The organism is Holdemania massiliensis (genome assembly GCF_022440805.1).
Classification (GTDB): Bacteria; Bacillota_I; Bacilli_A; order Erysipelotrichales; family Erysipelotrichaceae; genus Holdemania; species Holdemania massiliensis_A.
Genome location: NZ_JAKNTK010000001.1, coordinates 3,895,593 through 3,912,547, shown reverse-complemented (window position 1 = coordinate 3,912,547; position 16,955 = coordinate 3,895,593). Strand labels below are relative to the sequence as shown.

14 protein-coding genes are annotated in these 16,955 nt (G+C 45.2%); 12 read left to right on the top strand and 2 right to left on the bottom strand.

Going from position 1 to position 16,955, the window contains the following annotated elements:
• Positions 1-68 precede the first annotated feature (68 nt).
• The 7 genes from MCG46_RS18215 to MCG46_RS18185 all read left to right on the top strand — a co-directional run bounded on the left by MCG46_RS18215 (position 69) and on the right by MCG46_RS18185 (position 8,370).
• Positions 69-1,604, top strand: coding sequence for a hypothetical protein (locus MCG46_RS18215; protein WP_240281235.1), 1,536 nt, complete (start codon positions 69-71; stop codon positions 1,602-1,604).
• Positions 1,605-1,691: 87 nt separating this feature from the next.
• Positions 1,692-2,303, top strand: coding sequence for a metallophosphoesterase (locus MCG46_RS18210; protein WP_240281234.1), 612 nt, complete (start codon positions 1,692-1,694; stop codon positions 2,301-2,303).
• 227 nt (positions 2,304-2,530) lie between these two features.
• The gene (locus tag MCG46_RS18205) at positions 2,531-2,749 is read left to right on the top strand and encodes a hypothetical protein (protein ID WP_240281233.1); all 219 of its coding nucleotides are present in this window, start codon (positions 2,531-2,533) and stop codon (positions 2,747-2,749) included.
• A 20-nt stretch (positions 2,750-2,769) separates the two neighbouring features.
• Entirely contained in the window at positions 2,770-3,240 is a 471-nt protein-coding gene (locus tag MCG46_RS18200) for a hypothetical protein (protein ID WP_240281232.1), read from the top strand.
• A gap of 616 nt (positions 3,241-3,856) precedes the next feature.
• Positions 3,857-5,398 carry an ABC-F family ATP-binding cassette domain-containing protein gene (locus tag MCG46_RS18195; protein ID WP_240281231.1) on the top strand — a complete coding sequence of 514 codons (1,542 nt, stop codon included), beginning with the start codon at positions 3,857-3,859 and terminating at the stop codon, positions 5,396-5,398.
• Positions 5,399-5,580: 182 nt separating this feature from the next.
• Complete coding sequence (locus MCG46_RS18190; RefSeq protein ID WP_240281230.1) at positions 5,581-7,440, top strand: AAA family ATPase; 1,860 nt, start codon at positions 5,581-5,583, stop codon at positions 7,438-7,440.
• A 285-nt stretch (positions 7,441-7,725) separates the two neighbouring features.
• Positions 7,726-8,370 carry a hypothetical protein gene (locus MCG46_RS18185; RefSeq protein ID WP_240281229.1) on the top strand — a complete coding sequence of 215 codons (645 nt, stop codon included), beginning with the start codon at positions 7,726-7,728 and terminating at the stop codon, positions 8,368-8,370.
• Positions 8,371-8,483: 113 nt separating this feature from the next.
• On the opposite strand, the gene MCG46_RS18180 is transcribed toward MCG46_RS18185, so the two are convergent.
• Positions 8,484-9,017, bottom strand: a complete 534-nt coding sequence (locus MCG46_RS18180; RefSeq protein WP_240281228.1) for a DJ-1/PfpI family protein — start codon at positions 9,015-9,017, stop codon at positions 8,484-8,486.
• Positions 9,018-9,115: 98 nt separating this feature from the next.
• Here MCG46_RS18180 and mutS point away from each other — a divergent pair, with 98 nt between their 5' ends.
• The 5 genes from mutS to MCG46_RS18155 all read left to right on the top strand — a co-directional run bounded on the left by mutS (position 9,116) and on the right by MCG46_RS18155 (position 15,768).
• Positions 9,116-11,647, top strand: a complete 2,532-nt coding sequence (gene mutS, locus MCG46_RS18175; protein WP_240281227.1) for a DNA mismatch repair protein MutS — start codon at positions 9,116-9,118, stop codon at positions 11,645-11,647.
• 86 nt (positions 11,648-11,733) lie between these two features.
• Positions 11,734-12,102 carry a transporter gene (locus tag MCG46_RS18170; RefSeq protein WP_240281226.1) on the top strand — a complete coding sequence of 123 codons (369 nt, stop codon included), beginning with the start codon at positions 11,734-11,736 and terminating at the stop codon, positions 12,100-12,102.
• A gap of 35 nt (positions 12,103-12,137) precedes the next feature.
• A complete protein-coding gene (mutL, locus tag MCG46_RS18165; RefSeq protein ID WP_240281225.1) occupies positions 12,138-14,129 on the top strand; it encodes a DNA mismatch repair endonuclease MutL in 1,992 nt (663 codons plus the stop codon).
• Positions 14,126-15,061 (top strand): tRNA (adenosine(37)-N6)-dimethylallyltransferase MiaA, encoded by a 936-nt coding sequence (gene miaA, locus MCG46_RS18160; protein WP_240281224.1) that lies wholly within the window; start codon positions 14,126-14,128, stop codon positions 15,059-15,061. Before mutL ends, miaA begins: the two co-directional genes overlap by 4 nt.
• The gene (locus MCG46_RS18155) at positions 15,046-15,768 is read left to right on the top strand and encodes a tRNA threonylcarbamoyladenosine dehydratase (RefSeq protein ID WP_240281223.1); all 723 of its coding nucleotides are present in this window, start codon (positions 15,046-15,048) and stop codon (positions 15,766-15,768) included. The genes miaA and MCG46_RS18155 overlap by 16 nt, the downstream gene beginning before the upstream one ends.
• 197 nt (positions 15,769-15,965) lie before the next feature.
• On the opposite strand, the gene MCG46_RS18150 is transcribed toward MCG46_RS18155, so the two are convergent.
• Positions 15,966-16,955, bottom strand: a complete 990-nt coding sequence (locus MCG46_RS18150) for an MBL fold metallo-hydrolase (protein ID WP_240281222.1) — start codon at positions 16,953-16,955, stop codon at positions 15,966-15,968.

Sequence of the window (16,955 nt, the reverse complement as noted above, 5' to 3'; positions counted from 1 at the left end):
AAGTCAAACCACTCCTTTCATTTGAATCTAACGTATAATAATGGTATCATAATAGGCGAGGTGATGGTATGAGAAGATGGCATTCTTTATTAGAAATCATTCAATTTCCATTGAAAATGCTGTTTGTGGCAATCATCCTGACGGGGCTTGGAACCTTGATTACCAACCAGAGCTTATCGGTTTTCTGGTCGGTTAATGATCGCAATATCCTGCTGCTGGCAGATCTGTTCAAACGGACCGGCAGTTTTATTATTATCAATTTTCCTTTCTTTGTCATGATAAAGTTTTTAGCGACAAAAAGCAATTCATCCGTGCCGATTATGATCGGAATTACCGGATATGTGCTGGTCTTAGTGATTACGATGTTGTTTCAGCCCTCTGGACTGCCAACCTCGGCTTCTTCAGCCATTCTGGGATTAAGTTATTCTTCATCCTTATTTGACCGGACACGATATCCGTTACAGACGGGGTTCTTTGCGTGCGCAGCCGTTGTGCTGGCTTCGCGGATTGCCTATTCCAAATCACGGACGAAGTCGATATACGGGTTCTTCTCTTTTGTCGACCGGGATACCTGGGGCTTGATCTTAACTTTGGTTCTGTGTCTGATCACCGGTTTTGCGCTGGTCTGGATCTGGCCGATTGTGCTCAGTCTTCTCAATACGATTTTTGAGTTCATCGCTACGGATATTACCAATCCGATGAACTTGTTTGTTTACGGCGTTATGGATCGGATTTTAGCGGATCTGAATCTGGGAGCGCTGATGCGGAATCTGTTCTGGTTTGGCGAACAGGGCGGGACGTGGATCAATAATTTAGGCGTCAACTATACAGGAGATGTCGGCATCTGGACGGCGCAGATGAACAGTCTGATTACGCCAAGTGGAGTAGGCCGGCTGATCACGCCGTATTATGTTCTGAATCTGTTTGCGGTTCCGGGCATGCTGATCGGTTTCTATACGATCTTTACAGATAAGATGGAAAAACGGCGGATTCGTCTGTTCTTCTTGGTTGCGATTCTAGTGTCGTTAGTGACAGGCACACTGCTGCCGTTGGAATTGTATCTTCTGACCCTGACACCGCTGTTATTTGTGTTCCATTTGATAGTCACCGGGGCGTTGTTTGGAATCTTCCAGTCGATGAGCGTGACCCTGGGATTCAGTTATGCCGGAAGTACCGTGACGGCTATGCCGGGAACGCTGTTTGATTTTATGCTGTATGTCCGCAATCCGAATATGCAGCACACGATTCAGATGATCTTCGTCGTCGGTGTGATTCTGTTTGTTCTCTACTTGGCATTTACCCGCTTTTACTTTAAGTATTTGGCGTTGGACTTGTTCAATACTGGTGCCAGCAAGCGAAGGGTTGAAGGCTTTATCCTGGCGGTCGGCGGTTTGGAAAATATCAAAATGATGCATTCTTCTCCTACCCGCTTAACGATTCAGGTTGTCGATTCCTCGCTGATCAATTTCTCTCAGATTCAGCGTCTGGGCGCCAGCCGCGTTGTAGAAAGCCGCGCGGGCTATTCGGTAAATTTCGGAGCCGGCAGCACAATCATAAAAAATGAAATCAACAAGCGCATCAAGGAAATGAAGCGCAGCGCATAAAGAAATGAACAACTGAGATATAAGTCAAAGGATACAATGACGGATCTCAGTTTCTTTATTTTTTTCAGATAGAAAGGGGTTGTTTCGGTGAACTATTACATTTCAGATCTTCATTTCTTCCATGCCAATGCTTTAAATTTTGATCAACGGCCATTTTCCACTGTGGATGAAATGAATGATTACATCGTCCAACATTGGAATAAAAAGGTTACCAATAATGATGTCGTTTATATTCTGGGCGATGTATCTCTGCTTCATGGTAAGGAAAAACTGATTGAACTGGTAGCCATTTTGAAGGGGAAAAAAGTATTAATTCAAGGTAATCATGACATTCTGAAAGATTATCGTTATAAACAGCTTTTCTATGAAATCCATGATTATCAAGAAATAACAGATCATATTAAAGGGCAGTCCTATAATCTGGTGTTAAGTCATTATCCAATTCTAATGTGGAAAAATCAGCACCGCGGGTCGATTTTACTTTATGGTCATACACATAATTCTGGGGAAGATCAATTTTTTCAAAGCTGCATTGCACAAATGAATGAGCGAGACGATCTGAATTTATTCGCTCAAGGCGGAACACCTATGTTAGCCATCAATGTTGGTTGCATGCACCCTTGGATTGCTTACGAGCCAAGAACATTAGAAGAAATTCTAGAAGGCTACAATCAAGTAATTCAACATCCTGAAGAATAAATCGTATTGATGTAGTCAAAGCCTAGGTTAACAGTCTGGTTGAATGGAAATTAATAAACAAACGAATTAGAGTAAAAGAAAAGCTGAGAAAGGACAAAGCAAAGAAAATCTCAGCTTTTTATATTGCCTTTGTAAAAAAGATAAGGTGACAGGTATTTCGAGAATAGCACTGTACTTTTACATGTTAGAAAAAAATCAGTATAATGAAAAAAAAGGAGGAGTACCTTGTGGCAAGAGAGATCAGCAAAGAGAAAAAGAAAATCTTGGGTCCGATGATTCGTGTAGAACGTCAAAGGCTTAGATTGACGAGAAAACAGATCATTACCGACGGCCAGGATGGTCAGATTTGTTCAGCCACAACATTATATCGTCTTGAAAAGGGAAGGGTAATCCAAGAATCTGATGTTTATTTTAATTTATTTCATCCAAAATGTAGGATAATATAATGATAAGGGATGGTATTATTATGCTGAATAAAGAAATGAAATGTCATTTTATTTGTTGTCATAAAAAATTTATAATATTTATCTTTGTATTAGCAATAATATCTTTAACCATTTCTGTAAAATTGTGTAATGCTGTTCAGTTAAAGCAAATAATTCAAAAATCAAATTATGTCAGTTTGTTGTATTTTGAAGAATCTCGATCAAAATTACAGTATAGCAGTTTAGAATTTCGAAATACAGACGAATTGATTGAGCTAAGTAATAGTCTTGACTTCACATTTTATCCAGCATTTTTTATGCATCACAAGGCTGTTCACGAAGGTTCAGTAGAATCAGTAAAAATTTTTGCGAGTAATGGAACTAATACTTGGAATATTGAAATATTCTCAGATAATACAATTTTAATCAATTATAAGTATTATGCATCTGGAATTATTTTTAATAAAAAGAGCGATTTAATTAACAGAGTAAAACTTTTATTTCTTGATTAAAAAGAGAGAAATAATTGGTAATTGATAATGGATAAGCTTTTCCGTTACTTGTAGTATGGATGGAATCGGATCGAATACTTGGCCCCCGTCCTTTTGATGATAGCTTCTTATCTCTTGGTAAAAAGTGGCTGGGTATGCAAATTTACCAGGACAATTAAATGACTTTTATTTCCGCAGAGAAACTGGGATGACTTAGGGTTGCATTCCTTGATTCTCCATGCTAGAATAGCCTCGTTTAAAAGAGGAGGCGAAACACGATGCTTTTTGAACAACGTATCATTCTTACAAGAACCATGAGCTCCGTGCAAATCGAGTCGATGAAGCATTGTGCGGAGCTGAAACAGGAAATCTTTTGATTTTCTATCATTCTTCATCTGTCATTGGGAATACTGGAATTAAGTAAGGATTTCATATTTTTGTCATAGGCAGAGAGAAAGCAGAGCTTGCAGGTCACAGATGCTTTATCTGTGGCCTTTGTTGTTTTTTTGAAGCAGAGGTCAGGGAAGAAAGGATTCCCATTACCGCTGCTTTTTTTGTTTTTCTACGACGTACTCATTCTTGTTTTGGATTCAATGAGAAAACAAGAATTCCATAAAATAGAAAGTAGGATTAGATTATGAGTTATTGTAGTGTTTCTCATTTAACACACCAGTTTGATGAGAAAAAATTATATCAGGACGCGACGTTTGAATTATTGAAAGATGAACATTGCGGAATCGTTGGACCTAATGGTGCGGGGAAAAGCACACTTATGAAAATCTTAACGGGATTGATCAGTCCAGACCAGGGAGAGATTCGATGGCAGCCAGGCATCACCTTGGGTGCTTTAAATCAACAGGCGTGGACAGATCAGGCAGAATTAACAATTTTGGAATTTTTGCGAACGGCTTTTGAACCGCTGTGGCAATGGGAAGAACAGATGAACCAAGCCTATTTTAAAGCGGCTTCAGAAGCAAGCGAAGCTTGGCTGAAAAAAGCAGGGCGGCTGCAGGAACAGCTAAATGCGGCGGGTTTTTATGAAATTGAAGTGATAATTGAAAAAACGATAACCGGATTGGGATTGGATCAGATTGGAGTGCAAAAACGACTGTCCCAGCTCAGCGGCGGTCAGCGTGCTAAAGTCATTTTGGCGCAGCTGATTCTTAGAAACCCCGAAGTGCTGCTGTTGGACGAACCGACCAACTATCTGGACCACGAGCATGTCGTATGGTTGGCGGAGGTGCTGCGGCAGCGCGAGGGGGCCTTTCTGGTTATCACGCATGATTTCGCCTTTCTGCAGCAGATTGCGACTTCCATTCTAAATGTAGAATGGGGACAGATTACCAAATATTATGGAAGCTATACTTCCTTTCTGCAGCAGAAAGAACATCGTCAAAAGGAATATCGCCGACAATATGAAGCGCAGCAGGTAAAAATCAAAAAGACGGAGGAGTATATCCGCCGTAATATCGCTGGCGTGAATACCCGAATTGCTCAGGGAAGGCGCAAGCAGTTGGAACGGATGGAACGGTTAACGCCGCCGGATACAGTTGCCCATCTGCATTTTGATTTTCCCTATACCGCGGGACAGGGAATTTTGCTGGCAACAGCCGGTCTGAGCGTGGGATATGACCATCCTTTGCTTCCACCTTTGGATCTAACGGTTCAGGCAGGGGAAAAATGGGTGATAACTGGATTTAATGGAATTGGGAAAACGACATTGCTAAAAACCCTGATTGGAGAATTGCCGCCGCTGGCTCAAAAAGTACAGCTCTCTGAACAGATTCAGATCAATTACTTCTCTCAAATGCTGAGCTGGCCGGATCCCAAGCAAAGTGCACTGGCGATGTTCTCCGATCAATTTCCGCATAAAACGCTGCAGGAACTGCGTTTTCAGCTTGCTCAATGCCGGATTACGCATGAATTGGCCATGCGTCCTCTGGAAACTTTAAGCGGCGGGGAACAAGCCCGGGTTAAGCTGTGTTTGACTTTGCAAAAAGAAAGCAGTCTTTTAATCCTGGATGAGCCGACGCAGCATTTGGATAATCAGGTTAAAAAGGCATTAAAGGAAGCACTGCAGCGTTATCCGGGTGCGATGATTCTGGTGTGTCATGAAGTAGGGTTCTATGCGGAATGGATTGATAAACAGCTGTCGCTAAGCCGCTTGCTTCGCAGATAATAAATCAGATCCTGTATTCATCGCAATCGTAAGTCGACAAGAAGCAGGAAAGAACCGCAGTATTGGAAAGAAAGAAATATAAAAAGAAAAATATTTAACTGATATTATATTTTTCTTTTTAAAGATGATATTTTTCTGATAATCCGATATAATAGATTCAGGATATCAAAGGGGGCATTGTAATGAAAGAAATTCTCACTGTAAAAGAAGCGGCCGCACTTTGGGATGTTACTCCGCGGGCTGTCACCACGCTTTGTAAAGAAGGTAAAATTGAAAATGCCAGAAAAGAAAAAGGGATATGGATTATTCCAGCTGATGTGAAGAGACCCCTGGACAGAAGGCTTAAAACCGGGGCATATCGCAAAGCTGCCCATTCTGAAAAATTACCGCTGCCTATCGGCGTATCTGATTATCGTTTAGCCTCTTCAAACTATTACTATGTAGATAAAACGATGATGATTAAGGATTTTATCGACGAACGTCCAATGGTGTCACTTTTTACACGTCCGCGCCGATTTGGAAAAACGTTGAATATGGATATGCTGAGAACCTTTTTTGAGAAGACTGAAGAAGATACTTCTGTTTATTTTAAGTCGATGAAAATTTGGCACTGCGGGAAAAAATATCGTGATGTTCAGGGCAAATATCCCGTTATTTTTCTCAGCTTCAAAGATATAAAGCGCAATACTTGGGAAGAAACCTATGAACATCTGACCCTTTTGATCAGTGAAGAGTTTCAGCGGCACAATGTGTTGATTTCCAGTGATCAGTGCAGCGATTATGATAAGGACTTTTACCAACAAATTGTTTCCCGCAAAGCGGGGGAAACTGATTATATATCGGCCCTGAAAGTCCTATCTTCCATGCTTTATAAGCACTATGGGGAAGCGGCAGTGATCATTATTGATGAATATGATACGCCGATTCAACAAGGCTATTTAGCAGGGTTTTACGAACCTGTTGTTTCCTTTATGCGCAATTTCTTTTCGAGTGGGCTTAAAGATAATCGTAATCTTGCCTATGGCTTTATGACAGGAATTCTTCGTGTAGCAAAAGAAAGTATTTTCAGCGGCTTAAATAACCTTGTGGTCAATTCTGTTTTGGACAAGAAGTACAGTGAATACTTTGGTTTTACAAAACCTGAAGTAGAAGCCATGGCAGCCTATTACCAAGCGGAGGATAAGCTGCCGGAACTGTGCGCCTGGTACGACGGTTATCGGTTTGGTGAAACGGAAATTTTTAATCCCTGGTCAGTGATTAACTATTTTAATAATGCATGTGAAGCCAGAGCTTATTGGGGTTCAACCAGTGGGAATGACATTATTGGAGAAGTTCTGGATCATGCGGATTCAACAGTTTTTGATCAGATGGCAGAACTGCTTCAGGGAAAATCAATTCTCACCTATGTGGATACCAGCGTTATTTATCCTCAAATCAAGAATAATCCTTCGTCAATTTACAGTTTCTTATTGGTTTCAGGTTATTTAAAGGCCATCGAAAGCAAGTCGTTTGGTATGGGAAATATGTGTCAGGTGGCACTGCCGAACCAAGAGATTCGTTTTGTTTACCAAAGTGAGATATTAAATCAGTTTTCGGAACTGATTCCGCAATCGACGTCGATTGCGATTCAACAGGCAATCTATGCGGGCGATGCAGAAAGTCTGCGGGAACATTTAAGTAAATTGCTGAAGACCTCTGTAAGCTATTATGATACGGCAAAGGAAACCTTTTATCATGGACTTATGCTCGGATTGCTTGCCACGCTGGATAATCGGTATCAAGTGTTATCCAATAAAGAATCAGGTCTGGGTCGTTATGATCTTTGTCTGTTTCCAAAACAGGCAAAATTGCCGGGGATTCTTATCGAGTTAAAGGCAGCTCAGCACGGTACCGCGGAAGAGTTGAAAAAAATGGCCAATGAAGCACTGGATCAGATTAAGAAGAAACAATATGATCAGCAGCTTCGGGATGCGGGCGTTCATGAGATCATTCTCTTTGGAGCTGCCTTCAGCGGCAAACTTGTGGAGATTATTTCCGCGTAGAAAAAAGACACCCTGAAATTAGAGTGTCTTTTATAATGTGGTGGGCAGTCAAGAAGGATAGTTGAAAGTAAGTAACTATCAAGATATGAATAAAGCCATTAATAATAAAAGTAGAGTAGAGCAGGTAATCCAACATTTACGCAATATTGCCTGTAACAATAGAAAACTAATGAGGAGTCGTGCGCGAAGGTAAGCACAGTTCTGTAGAGGAAGCGAAATATTCTAATTATTAGCCTCTATCCGATTTTATACAGGCAACGTATTAATAATAAAATGAGGGAAATTATGTTTAAGAAAATCAAAGAGAAGTTTATGTCAGCTTTAGGAATAACCTATACACAAGCTGAAATTATTAGAAGAAATTCAAGAAGAATTAATCATTCTTTCTTTGTAACTCTAATTTTATTAGGGTTATTAATATACGCGTCAAATCATGATATACAACAAGAAGTGCCACAGATAATTCATATGACAGATTTTGGTTTTGTTAATGAAACAGTTGAACGTAAGCTCTCCGTGGTCGATTCCATGGGTAATTTGAGATATAGTTTAAATTTATCTGGGTTTACTTCAGACTTGAAGAGGACTGCTGAGATATACCTGCAAGTTATTGATTTTGAAAGTGATCCGATTATAAGCTACTTGAGAGAAATCGGAATGACAATTTATCCCAATCAATTTAATGAATCAAAACTTAATGAATATTGTCAAAACCTAAATTTGTTGAATGCAACGCAATGGAAATCAGATTTAGCTTACTCGATAAAAGCTCTCGATTATACATTCCCATCGGAGCATAGAGAACAAAATGCAATTTATTTGTTGTCAGGGAAGAGAATGATAATTTTACGATTTAATAGCGATATCAATTTTACGGAGGAATTAATTAATAAAATCGCTATATTGTACGATATAAATTGGCCAAAGTAAACTGTCCCTAAGCCGCCTGTTTCACAGATAATAAATAAGATCTTGTATTCATAGTCATAACATGGCAGACAAAAGACACCCTGAAAACCAGCGTGTCTTTTTTTAGGAAGCAATCAATAGTAAATTTGTTTCTGAATCACTTCTTTTTGAGCTGAACCCTGCAGTTTCTCAATGATCGCAAACGCGAAGTCAATCGTGGCTGCAGCGCTGCGCCCGGTGATCAGATTGCCGTCAGTGACCGTGTACTGATCAACATAGGTGCCGCCAAAATCTTCATTCATGCTTGTAAAGCAAGTGTAGCGTTTTCCCTTTAATAAGCCCATATGTCCTAAGATCGTCGGGGCAGCACAAATCGCGGCAATCGGCTTATCCAGTTCTCTGAATTTCAGGATGATTTGTTTTACCTGTTCGCTCTCTTCCAACAAAACATAATGCGGCCCGCCTGGCAGAAGCAGGCAGTCGTAATTTTCCGGCTGAAGTTTATCCAACGCAAGCAGATCGCAGATCGGCAGGTCATGCTTTCCGGATGTTTTTTCACCGCTGATTCCAAACAGATCGGCTTCCAGACCGCTGCGTTTTAACAACGCCAGCGTACCAATGGCTTCGATCTCCTCATAGCCCTTTCCTAAAATCGTACAAATTCGCATATCCGCACCTCCATTTTCCTTATTATAAACCCAAAACTCCCCTGACCCGCAGAAAAAATAATGGTATAATAAGAACAGTTTTTTTAGAGGTGAAGAATATGGAACAATATACGCCGATGATGCAGCAGTATCTGGAGGTGAAAAAGAACTATCAGGACGCCCTGGTTTTTTATCGTCTGGGCGACTTTTATGAAATGTTTTTTGAGGATGCCAAGATTGCATCCTGTGAGCTGGATTTGGTTCTGACCGGCAGAAATGCCGGGGTGAAGGATCGCGTGCCGATGTGCGGCGTTCCTTTTCATGCCGTGACGGGATATATTCAGCGGTTAGTTCAAAAAGGCTATAAAGTAGCGATTGTGGAACAGATGGAAGATCCGGCACTGGCCAAAGGATTAGTCAAACGCGATGTCATCAAAGTCGTCACGCCGGGAACTGTGATTGATGAATTATTCGATGAACGCTCCAGTATTTATCTGGCGGCGGTTGTGGATTATCAATATGGGCTGGCGCTGTCGATCTGTGAAATGTCCACTGGAGAAACTACCGTTACCCACATTCCGCGCAACATTCTTCATTTGCAGCAGACCTTATTAAAAAACAACATTCGGGAGATTGTTGTTAAAGAAGGCTTCGATGAGAAATACATCCGCGGTGTCCGCGATCTGTCGGCCGTGGCGATTTCCTACTGCAGTGAGGATCAGATCGGAGAGGACTATCTGCCGTTGTGCGAAGAGGTAACCGAAGCGCCGCAGCGGGAAGCTTACGGCTTAATGCTGAACTATCTGATCGAAACGCAGAAACGGATGATGCACCATTTACAAACCGTTGAAATTGAGAATGAAAATGATGTGCTGTATATGGACTTCTCGACCCAGCAAAATCTGGAACTCGTCGTCCCGCTGCGTACCCAAAGCAAATCGGAAACGCTGTGGTCATTCCTCGATCATTGTCAAAGCGCGATGGGCTCGCGTCTGTTGAAAAAATGGATTGAACGGCCATTGGTCGATAAAAAGAAAATCCTGTTCCGGCAGGACCGGCTTGATTATTTAATGAAGAATTATTTGGTTCGTGAGGATCTGAAGGATAAGCTGAATCAGATTTATGATATGGAACGGCTGATCGCCCGTGTTGCCTATGGCTCAGCGAATGCGATTGACTGCCAGCGCCTGCAGAAAACACTCAGTCAGGTGCCGGATATCATCACTTTGTTTCATGACGCTCCGGTATTTCAGGAATATCAGGATATCGACTGCTGCCTGTCATTGACCGAGCTGTTGGACGGGGCGTTTGTGGAAAATCCGCCGGTGTCGGTGAAAGAAGGCGGGATGTTTGCGGAAGGCTTCAGCGAACAGCTGGATGAATACCGCAGCGCCCAGAAGGATGGGAAAAACTGGATCCTTCAGCAGGAAAACTATGAACGGGAACGGACCGGCATCAAGACGCTGAAAATTGGGTATAACCGAGTTTTCGGTTATTATATTGAAGTGTCCAAAGGTGCGGTGGCGCAGGTGAAGGAAGAGTACGGCTATGTCCGCAAGCAGACCTTGACCAATGCCGAGCGCTACATTACCTCTGAACTGAAAGAAAAAGAAGATGCGATTCTGCATGCGGAAGAACGTTCCATCCGCTTGGAAACCGAGCTGTTTGCTAACCTCCTCGAACAGATCCGCAGTTATCTGCCAAAGCTGCAGAAGCTGGCTCTGATGTTGGCGAACATGGATGTGTATTACGCCCTTTCGTCGATCAGTGCGGACAACGGTTATGTCCGTCCGGTGTTTACTGAGGATGAGCTGAAAATTGAAGAAGGCCGGCACCCAATCCTGGAAAAGATCAGCACCAACCGCTATGTGTCCAACAGTTTGGCGATGGACAAAGAAAATCAGATCTTGATTATCACCGGCCCGAATATGGGTGGTAAAAGCACCTATATGCGGCAGGTAGCGCTGATCATCCTGATGGCGCAGATCGGCTGTTTTGTTCCGGCGAAGAAATGCGAAATGCCGATTTTCGATAAGATATTCACCCGCATCGGAGCAAGCGACGATATCCTGTCCGGACAATCGACGTTCATGGTGGAAATGACGGAGGCCAATAACGCGTTATCACAGGCAACTGAACATTCCCTCATCCTGTTTGATGAGATCGGACGCGGGACTTCCACGTATGACGGCATGGCGCTGGCCCAGGCGATGATCGAATACATCGCTGTGTGCATTCATGCGAAAACCTTGTTCTCAACCCATTACCATGAGCTGACTTCACTGGATGAAAGTCTGCCGGTGGTGAAGAATGTGCATGTTGAGGTGCATGAGGACAACGGTCATGTTACGTTTATGTACCGCGTAAAGAAGGGCAAGGCAGATCGTTCCTATGGGATTAACGTAGCCCGCCTGGCGAAGCTGCCAGATGCGGTACTGGATCGGGCAGGGGATCTGTTAGCCGAATATGAATCCAAGAAGCGGGTGGTTCAGCAGTCGTTAGGGATTGTGGAAATGGTCAAGGCGCCGGTTAAAGAACAGGGCGTTCTGGATAAACTGGAGATGGTGGATCCCAATCAGCTCTCTCCGCTTCAGGCCCTGCAGATGATCATGGATTTAAAGCAGGAATTAAGCGAAGCGCAGAAAGCCTAGCGGTTCTTGCGTTGCCCTTTTCCGGCATTTGCGATGGATACCCGATATCAGGATATCGAATTTAAGAAAACAGAAATGAGGAAATCATGGATATTTTTAGAATGATCTGTCTGGCGCTCAGCCAGGGTTTAATTCTCGGACTTCTTGCGGGTTTGCTTCGTCAGCAGCGGCGGCATCGGAAAAATCCTGATTTTCATTATACGCCGAAGCAGCTGGAACAAGGCCGGAAGCGATGGAAAACGGGATCGAGGATTCTGACCTATACGACATTTGGAATGTTGATGCTGGGATTTATCTGGTGCCTATATTTCCTGGTGCTGGCACTGGTAGATCCGGGGCAGGCTGAATATGCGAATAATCTTTCGGAAATGATCGTCGGTTTATTGACGATTATTTCCATTGGCTTTGCATTTTATGAATTTCTGCGGCAGGGACATCAGAAGGAATCAGAATAAACGCTTCAGTGAAAGGAACAGGAAGGTGAATAACGATGGCAAAAATACAGCAGCTGGATGCGCATTTAACCAATATGATCGCCGCTGGGGAGGTTGTCGAGCGGCCGATGGGCGTCATCAAAGAGCTGGTTGAAAACGCGCTGGATGCCCAGGCGACACGGATTGAAGTCAATATCAACCAAGGCGGCACAGAGCTGATGGAAGTGATCGACAACGGGATTGGAATGGATCGGGAAGATGCCTGTCTGTGTTTTGAACGGCATGCGACCAGTAAGATTAAAACGACCGAGGATCTGTGGGCGATTCACACGCTGGGGTTTCGCGGGGAAGCACTGCCTTCGATTGCCTCGGTATCCAATCTGACGCTGTTGACGAACAACGGCGAAGACTCCACGCGCGTGGAAATTCGCTATGGGCAACGTCAGTCCGCCCGTCCTTATCCCTGCAACCAGGGAACGCAGATCACCGTCAGCGGTCTGTTTCAGAAAACACCGGCCCGGCTTAAGCACCTGAAGTCGATCCCGTATGAAACTTCACTGATCCTGGATGTGATCCAGAAGTTCGCGCTGAGCTATCCGAACGTCGCGTTCCGGCTTGTTCACGATGGCAAGGAGGTCTTCCGCAGCGCCGGCAACGGCAGCCTGCTGGAAGTGATGGCGATCATCTACGGCCGTGATCTGGCGCGTCAGTGCATTGAGGTCGATGGTCAGGATTTTGACTATACCGTCCGTGGTCTGATGGCGCTGCCTTCTCAGACCCGCGCCAGCCGGAATTACATGACGGTCTTCATCAACCGCCGGATGATCCGCTCTTACCGGATCCAGAAAGCGATTCTGGAAGCGTATAAAAATTATATTCCGCAGGATCGGTATCCGATCGTCGTGCTGGATATCGAGATGGACAGCCATCTGTGCGACGTCAATGTCCATCCGTCCAAATGGGAAATCCGGCTTTCCAAGGAGCAGCAGCTGGAATTTTTAATCCGGGATACGCTGACCCGCACCTTGCGGGAGCACATGCAGGCACCGGAAGTCATGCGGATTGATACGCCGCGCGAGAAAGTGGAAATGCCGCAGCTGTTTGAAGTGCCTGCCGAGAGTGTGAAAGATCAGGTTCGGGAAGATTCCGTTGAAGCCAAAGAATGGCGGCGGCAGGCCGAAGTAATGAACGAGCAGCGACAGCGCGAATTTATCGCCGCGTCGCTTTCCCGGGAAATATCACAGCCTCAGCCCCTGATGGCAGGAAAGGACAAGGAAGAAATTCTGCCTGAGGATTTAAAAGGCGAAGTGATGGCGAAGCTTCCGGATTTCAGCGCAGGAAGTCCGGTTAAAAAAAATACGGCTTCGGCTGCCGAGGCCTTGTCCGATCAGGAACCGGTCAGCGAACCGCTCGATCCGCGGGTGAGTCAGACAGAAGCCGCGGAAGAAACCTTGCAGACAGTTCCGCGCAAAGCCTTTCCGCAGATGCAGGTGCTGGCCCAGATGCACGGCAAATACATCCTCGCTCAGGATGAGCATGCCTTATATATCATTGATCAGCATGCCGCCCAGGAACGCGTTCATTTTGAGGAAGTTCAGCAGCGCTTTCTGGATCAGGAGCCGACGATGCAGGATTTGCTTGTGCCGATCATTTTGGAAGGCAGCGCTTCTGTTGCCGCACGGCTGCAGGAAATGAACGAACTGCTGGAACCGATGCACATCCATCTGGAAAACTTTGGGCAGAACAGTCTGATCTGCCGTCAGCTGCCGGCCTGGATGAGTGAAATTGATGAACAGGCCTTTCTGCAGGATGTTCTTGATTTGTGGAAGGATGGCCGGGAAGTTCGGGCCGAAGATCTGCAGCGGCATCGTCTGGCAACGATCGCCTGCCACCACTCAATCCGGTTTAACCGTGTGCTGTCGTTAGGGGAAATGCAGGAGGTCATCGAACAGCTGGCGCATTGTGAACAGCCTTACCATTGTCCGCATGGCCGTCCAACCTTCATCACAATTACCGAAAAACAATTGATTAAGGAGTTCCAGCGATGAAAAAAGTGCTCGTCCTCGTCGGTCCGACGGCCGTAGGCAAGACCGCCTTGTCGATCGAACTCGCTCAACGCTTTCAAGGTGAAATCATCAGCGGTGACTCCATTCAGGTGTACCGCGGTTTGGACATCGGCTCTGGGAAAGTCACCGAAGCGGAAAAACAGGGGATTCCGCATTATCTCATCGACATTCTGAGTCCCAAGGAAAAGACAAGCGTCGCTGATTTTCAGCGGGAAGCGCGGGCCGCGATGGAAGCAATCAGCGCGAAAGGGAAGCTGCCGATGATTGTTGGCGGAACGGGCTTGTATATCAAGGCCGCGTTGTATGATTATCAGTTTCAGCCGCAGGATCCGCGCGCTGAACAGCTCAGCGAACAGCTGGAACAGCGCTCCGAAGAAGAACTTTATGCCTGGCTGTCACAGGTGGATCCCAAGACCGCAGCTCAGATCCATCCGCATAACAAACGCCGGCTGATCCGGGCGTTGGTCATTCACGAATTGTCCGAAGCGCCGAAAAGTGAGTTGGAAAGCCGGCAGGAACACAAGCCGATCTATGACGTGCTGATCTGCGGATTGACATGCGAGCGACAATTTCTGGTTCAGCGGATTGAAAAACGCGTCGACGGTATGATTGCGGCGGGGTTAATTGAGGAAATCCGCGGTTTGTTGGAACAAGGCGTCAGCTTTGATGATCAGTCGATGCAGGGCATCGGCTACAAAGAATGGCGCGGCTACTTTGAAGGAAAAGAAACAATCAGTCAGGCTCGCGAACAGATCTTAACCCATACCCGCCAGTTTTCTCGCCGGCAGATGACCTGGTTTACCCGCCAAACGCCGATTCGCTGGTTCCAAATGGATCAGCCGGGACAAAAGGAACAGCTGATTGCGGAGATCGAGGCCTGGCTGAAGGAGGATGAAGCATGGAAACGCCGTTAGAGAGATTGGAACTGTTGGTCGGCGAAGCAGCGATCCAACGATTGAAGCAGGCCTGCGTGCTGATCGTCGGGATTGGCGGCGTCGGCGGCTATGCCGCCGAAGCGTTAGGCCGCAGCGGAATTGGAAAATTGATTTTAGTCGATGCCGATACAGTTGCGCCAAGCAATCTGAACCGTCAGATCATCGCGACGCTGGATACGCTGAATCAGTCCAAAACCGAAGTGATGGCCGCGCGGATCCGCAGTTTTGCCCCAGATTGTGAAGTGGTAACGATCCATGAATTTTTTAATGAACAGAGTGAAAGCTTGTTCGATCAGAAAATGGATTATGTCATCGATGCGATTGATACACTTTCCAGCAAGCTGACCTTAATCGAAATGGCTCATCGGCATGGCGTGCCCTGCATCAGTTCGCTGGGGATGGCCAACCGCTTTGATCCAACGCAGCTGACCGTTACAACGTTAGATAAAACCTGCAATGATCCACTTGCCCGCGCTTTGCGGCAGATGGTCAGGAAGCGGGGATTTACTGCGAAGATCCCGGTTGTTTGGTCGAAAGAGCTGCCGTACACTCAGAACCAGCTGATCCACGCCGAGGGGAAAACCTTAAAGCAAAAATATCCACCGGCCAGCACAATCTTTGTGCCTGCCGCCGCGGGTCTGAGCTGTGCCTCGGTCGTTTTTCAGGCCTTGATCGAGAATGTCTAAAATACAAAATGAAAGAGAAATCAATAAGTTTGATTCGGCTGCCTGTCTGTTGAGTTTTAAAGGGCAAGACATACATTTTAATAATAAAGATGAGAAGATCAGAAAAGTCCCGCTAGTTATACGCAGCGGGACTTTTCGATTTGCAGCGAGATCAGGATTAGAGAATGTGAATTTTTAAAACCATGGGTGCATCACTCTCAGCGCAGGCTCTCCATGCAATATTTGAAATAACTGGACTGGAAAATCATCTTACCGTAGATTACTTTCTTCTTGCCGCCTTTGATCGTTTCTTCCCGAAAATCATAGTGTTCCGGATTTTCCAGTACCTGTTCCAGGGTTTCCAGCAAATTCACTAAAACGATGCTGGGCTGATCCAACGGTCCATGTCCAGGATAGACAAAATCGATTTCATTGCGACGGGCGATGATGTTAACCAGCGCATCGCGCATGGCCGTGACCGTACAGTATCGGGCGTAGGGATGATCGGGGGAAGTACCATAGGCATGGGTGTAATCGCCCGCAAACAAAATTTTATTCTGCTTATCCAGAAAGGCGCTCATGCCGGTCGCATGTCCAGGCAGAAACATCAGTTCAATCTCAGTGCCGCCGCCCAAATCGAAAGTTGTTCCGTTGGGAACACCGATAATTTTAAAATCATGATAACCGATTAAATCAGCCCGGTCGAATTGGGTATAAATGCAATTTCCTTCGGCATCAAAGAGTCGATCCCAGGCTTGGGGTGTTTTGATTTTTTCTAAATTGAGCACTTCATATTCGTGACAATAAACCTCATCAAACTGAAAGTCGCCAAGTACATGATCGCTGTGGGCATGGGTATTCACGACAATCAGCGGCATTCCGCCGGTAATTTCGTTGACTAGGCCTTTCAGATCACCGGCGCCAAAGCCGGTGTCGATCAACATGGCTTTCTCACTGCCCAGAATTAAATAAATCCAGGGGTTGCCCGCTCCGTCTAAACTCTCAGTAAAAATAGCATAGACATTTTTGCGGAATTGGTACACTTCGGCGTACGGATTGATCGGATAGACACGGCGGGTTTTGCTTTGTTCCCGAAGCAGCTTCTCATAGGGCCATTTGATCGGATTTTCCGGTTCCCGATAGCGCAGCCGCTGACTTTTTAACTGAGCCTGCACAGGGTGGTGAAGCTCCAAGGATTCAAAGGCCAT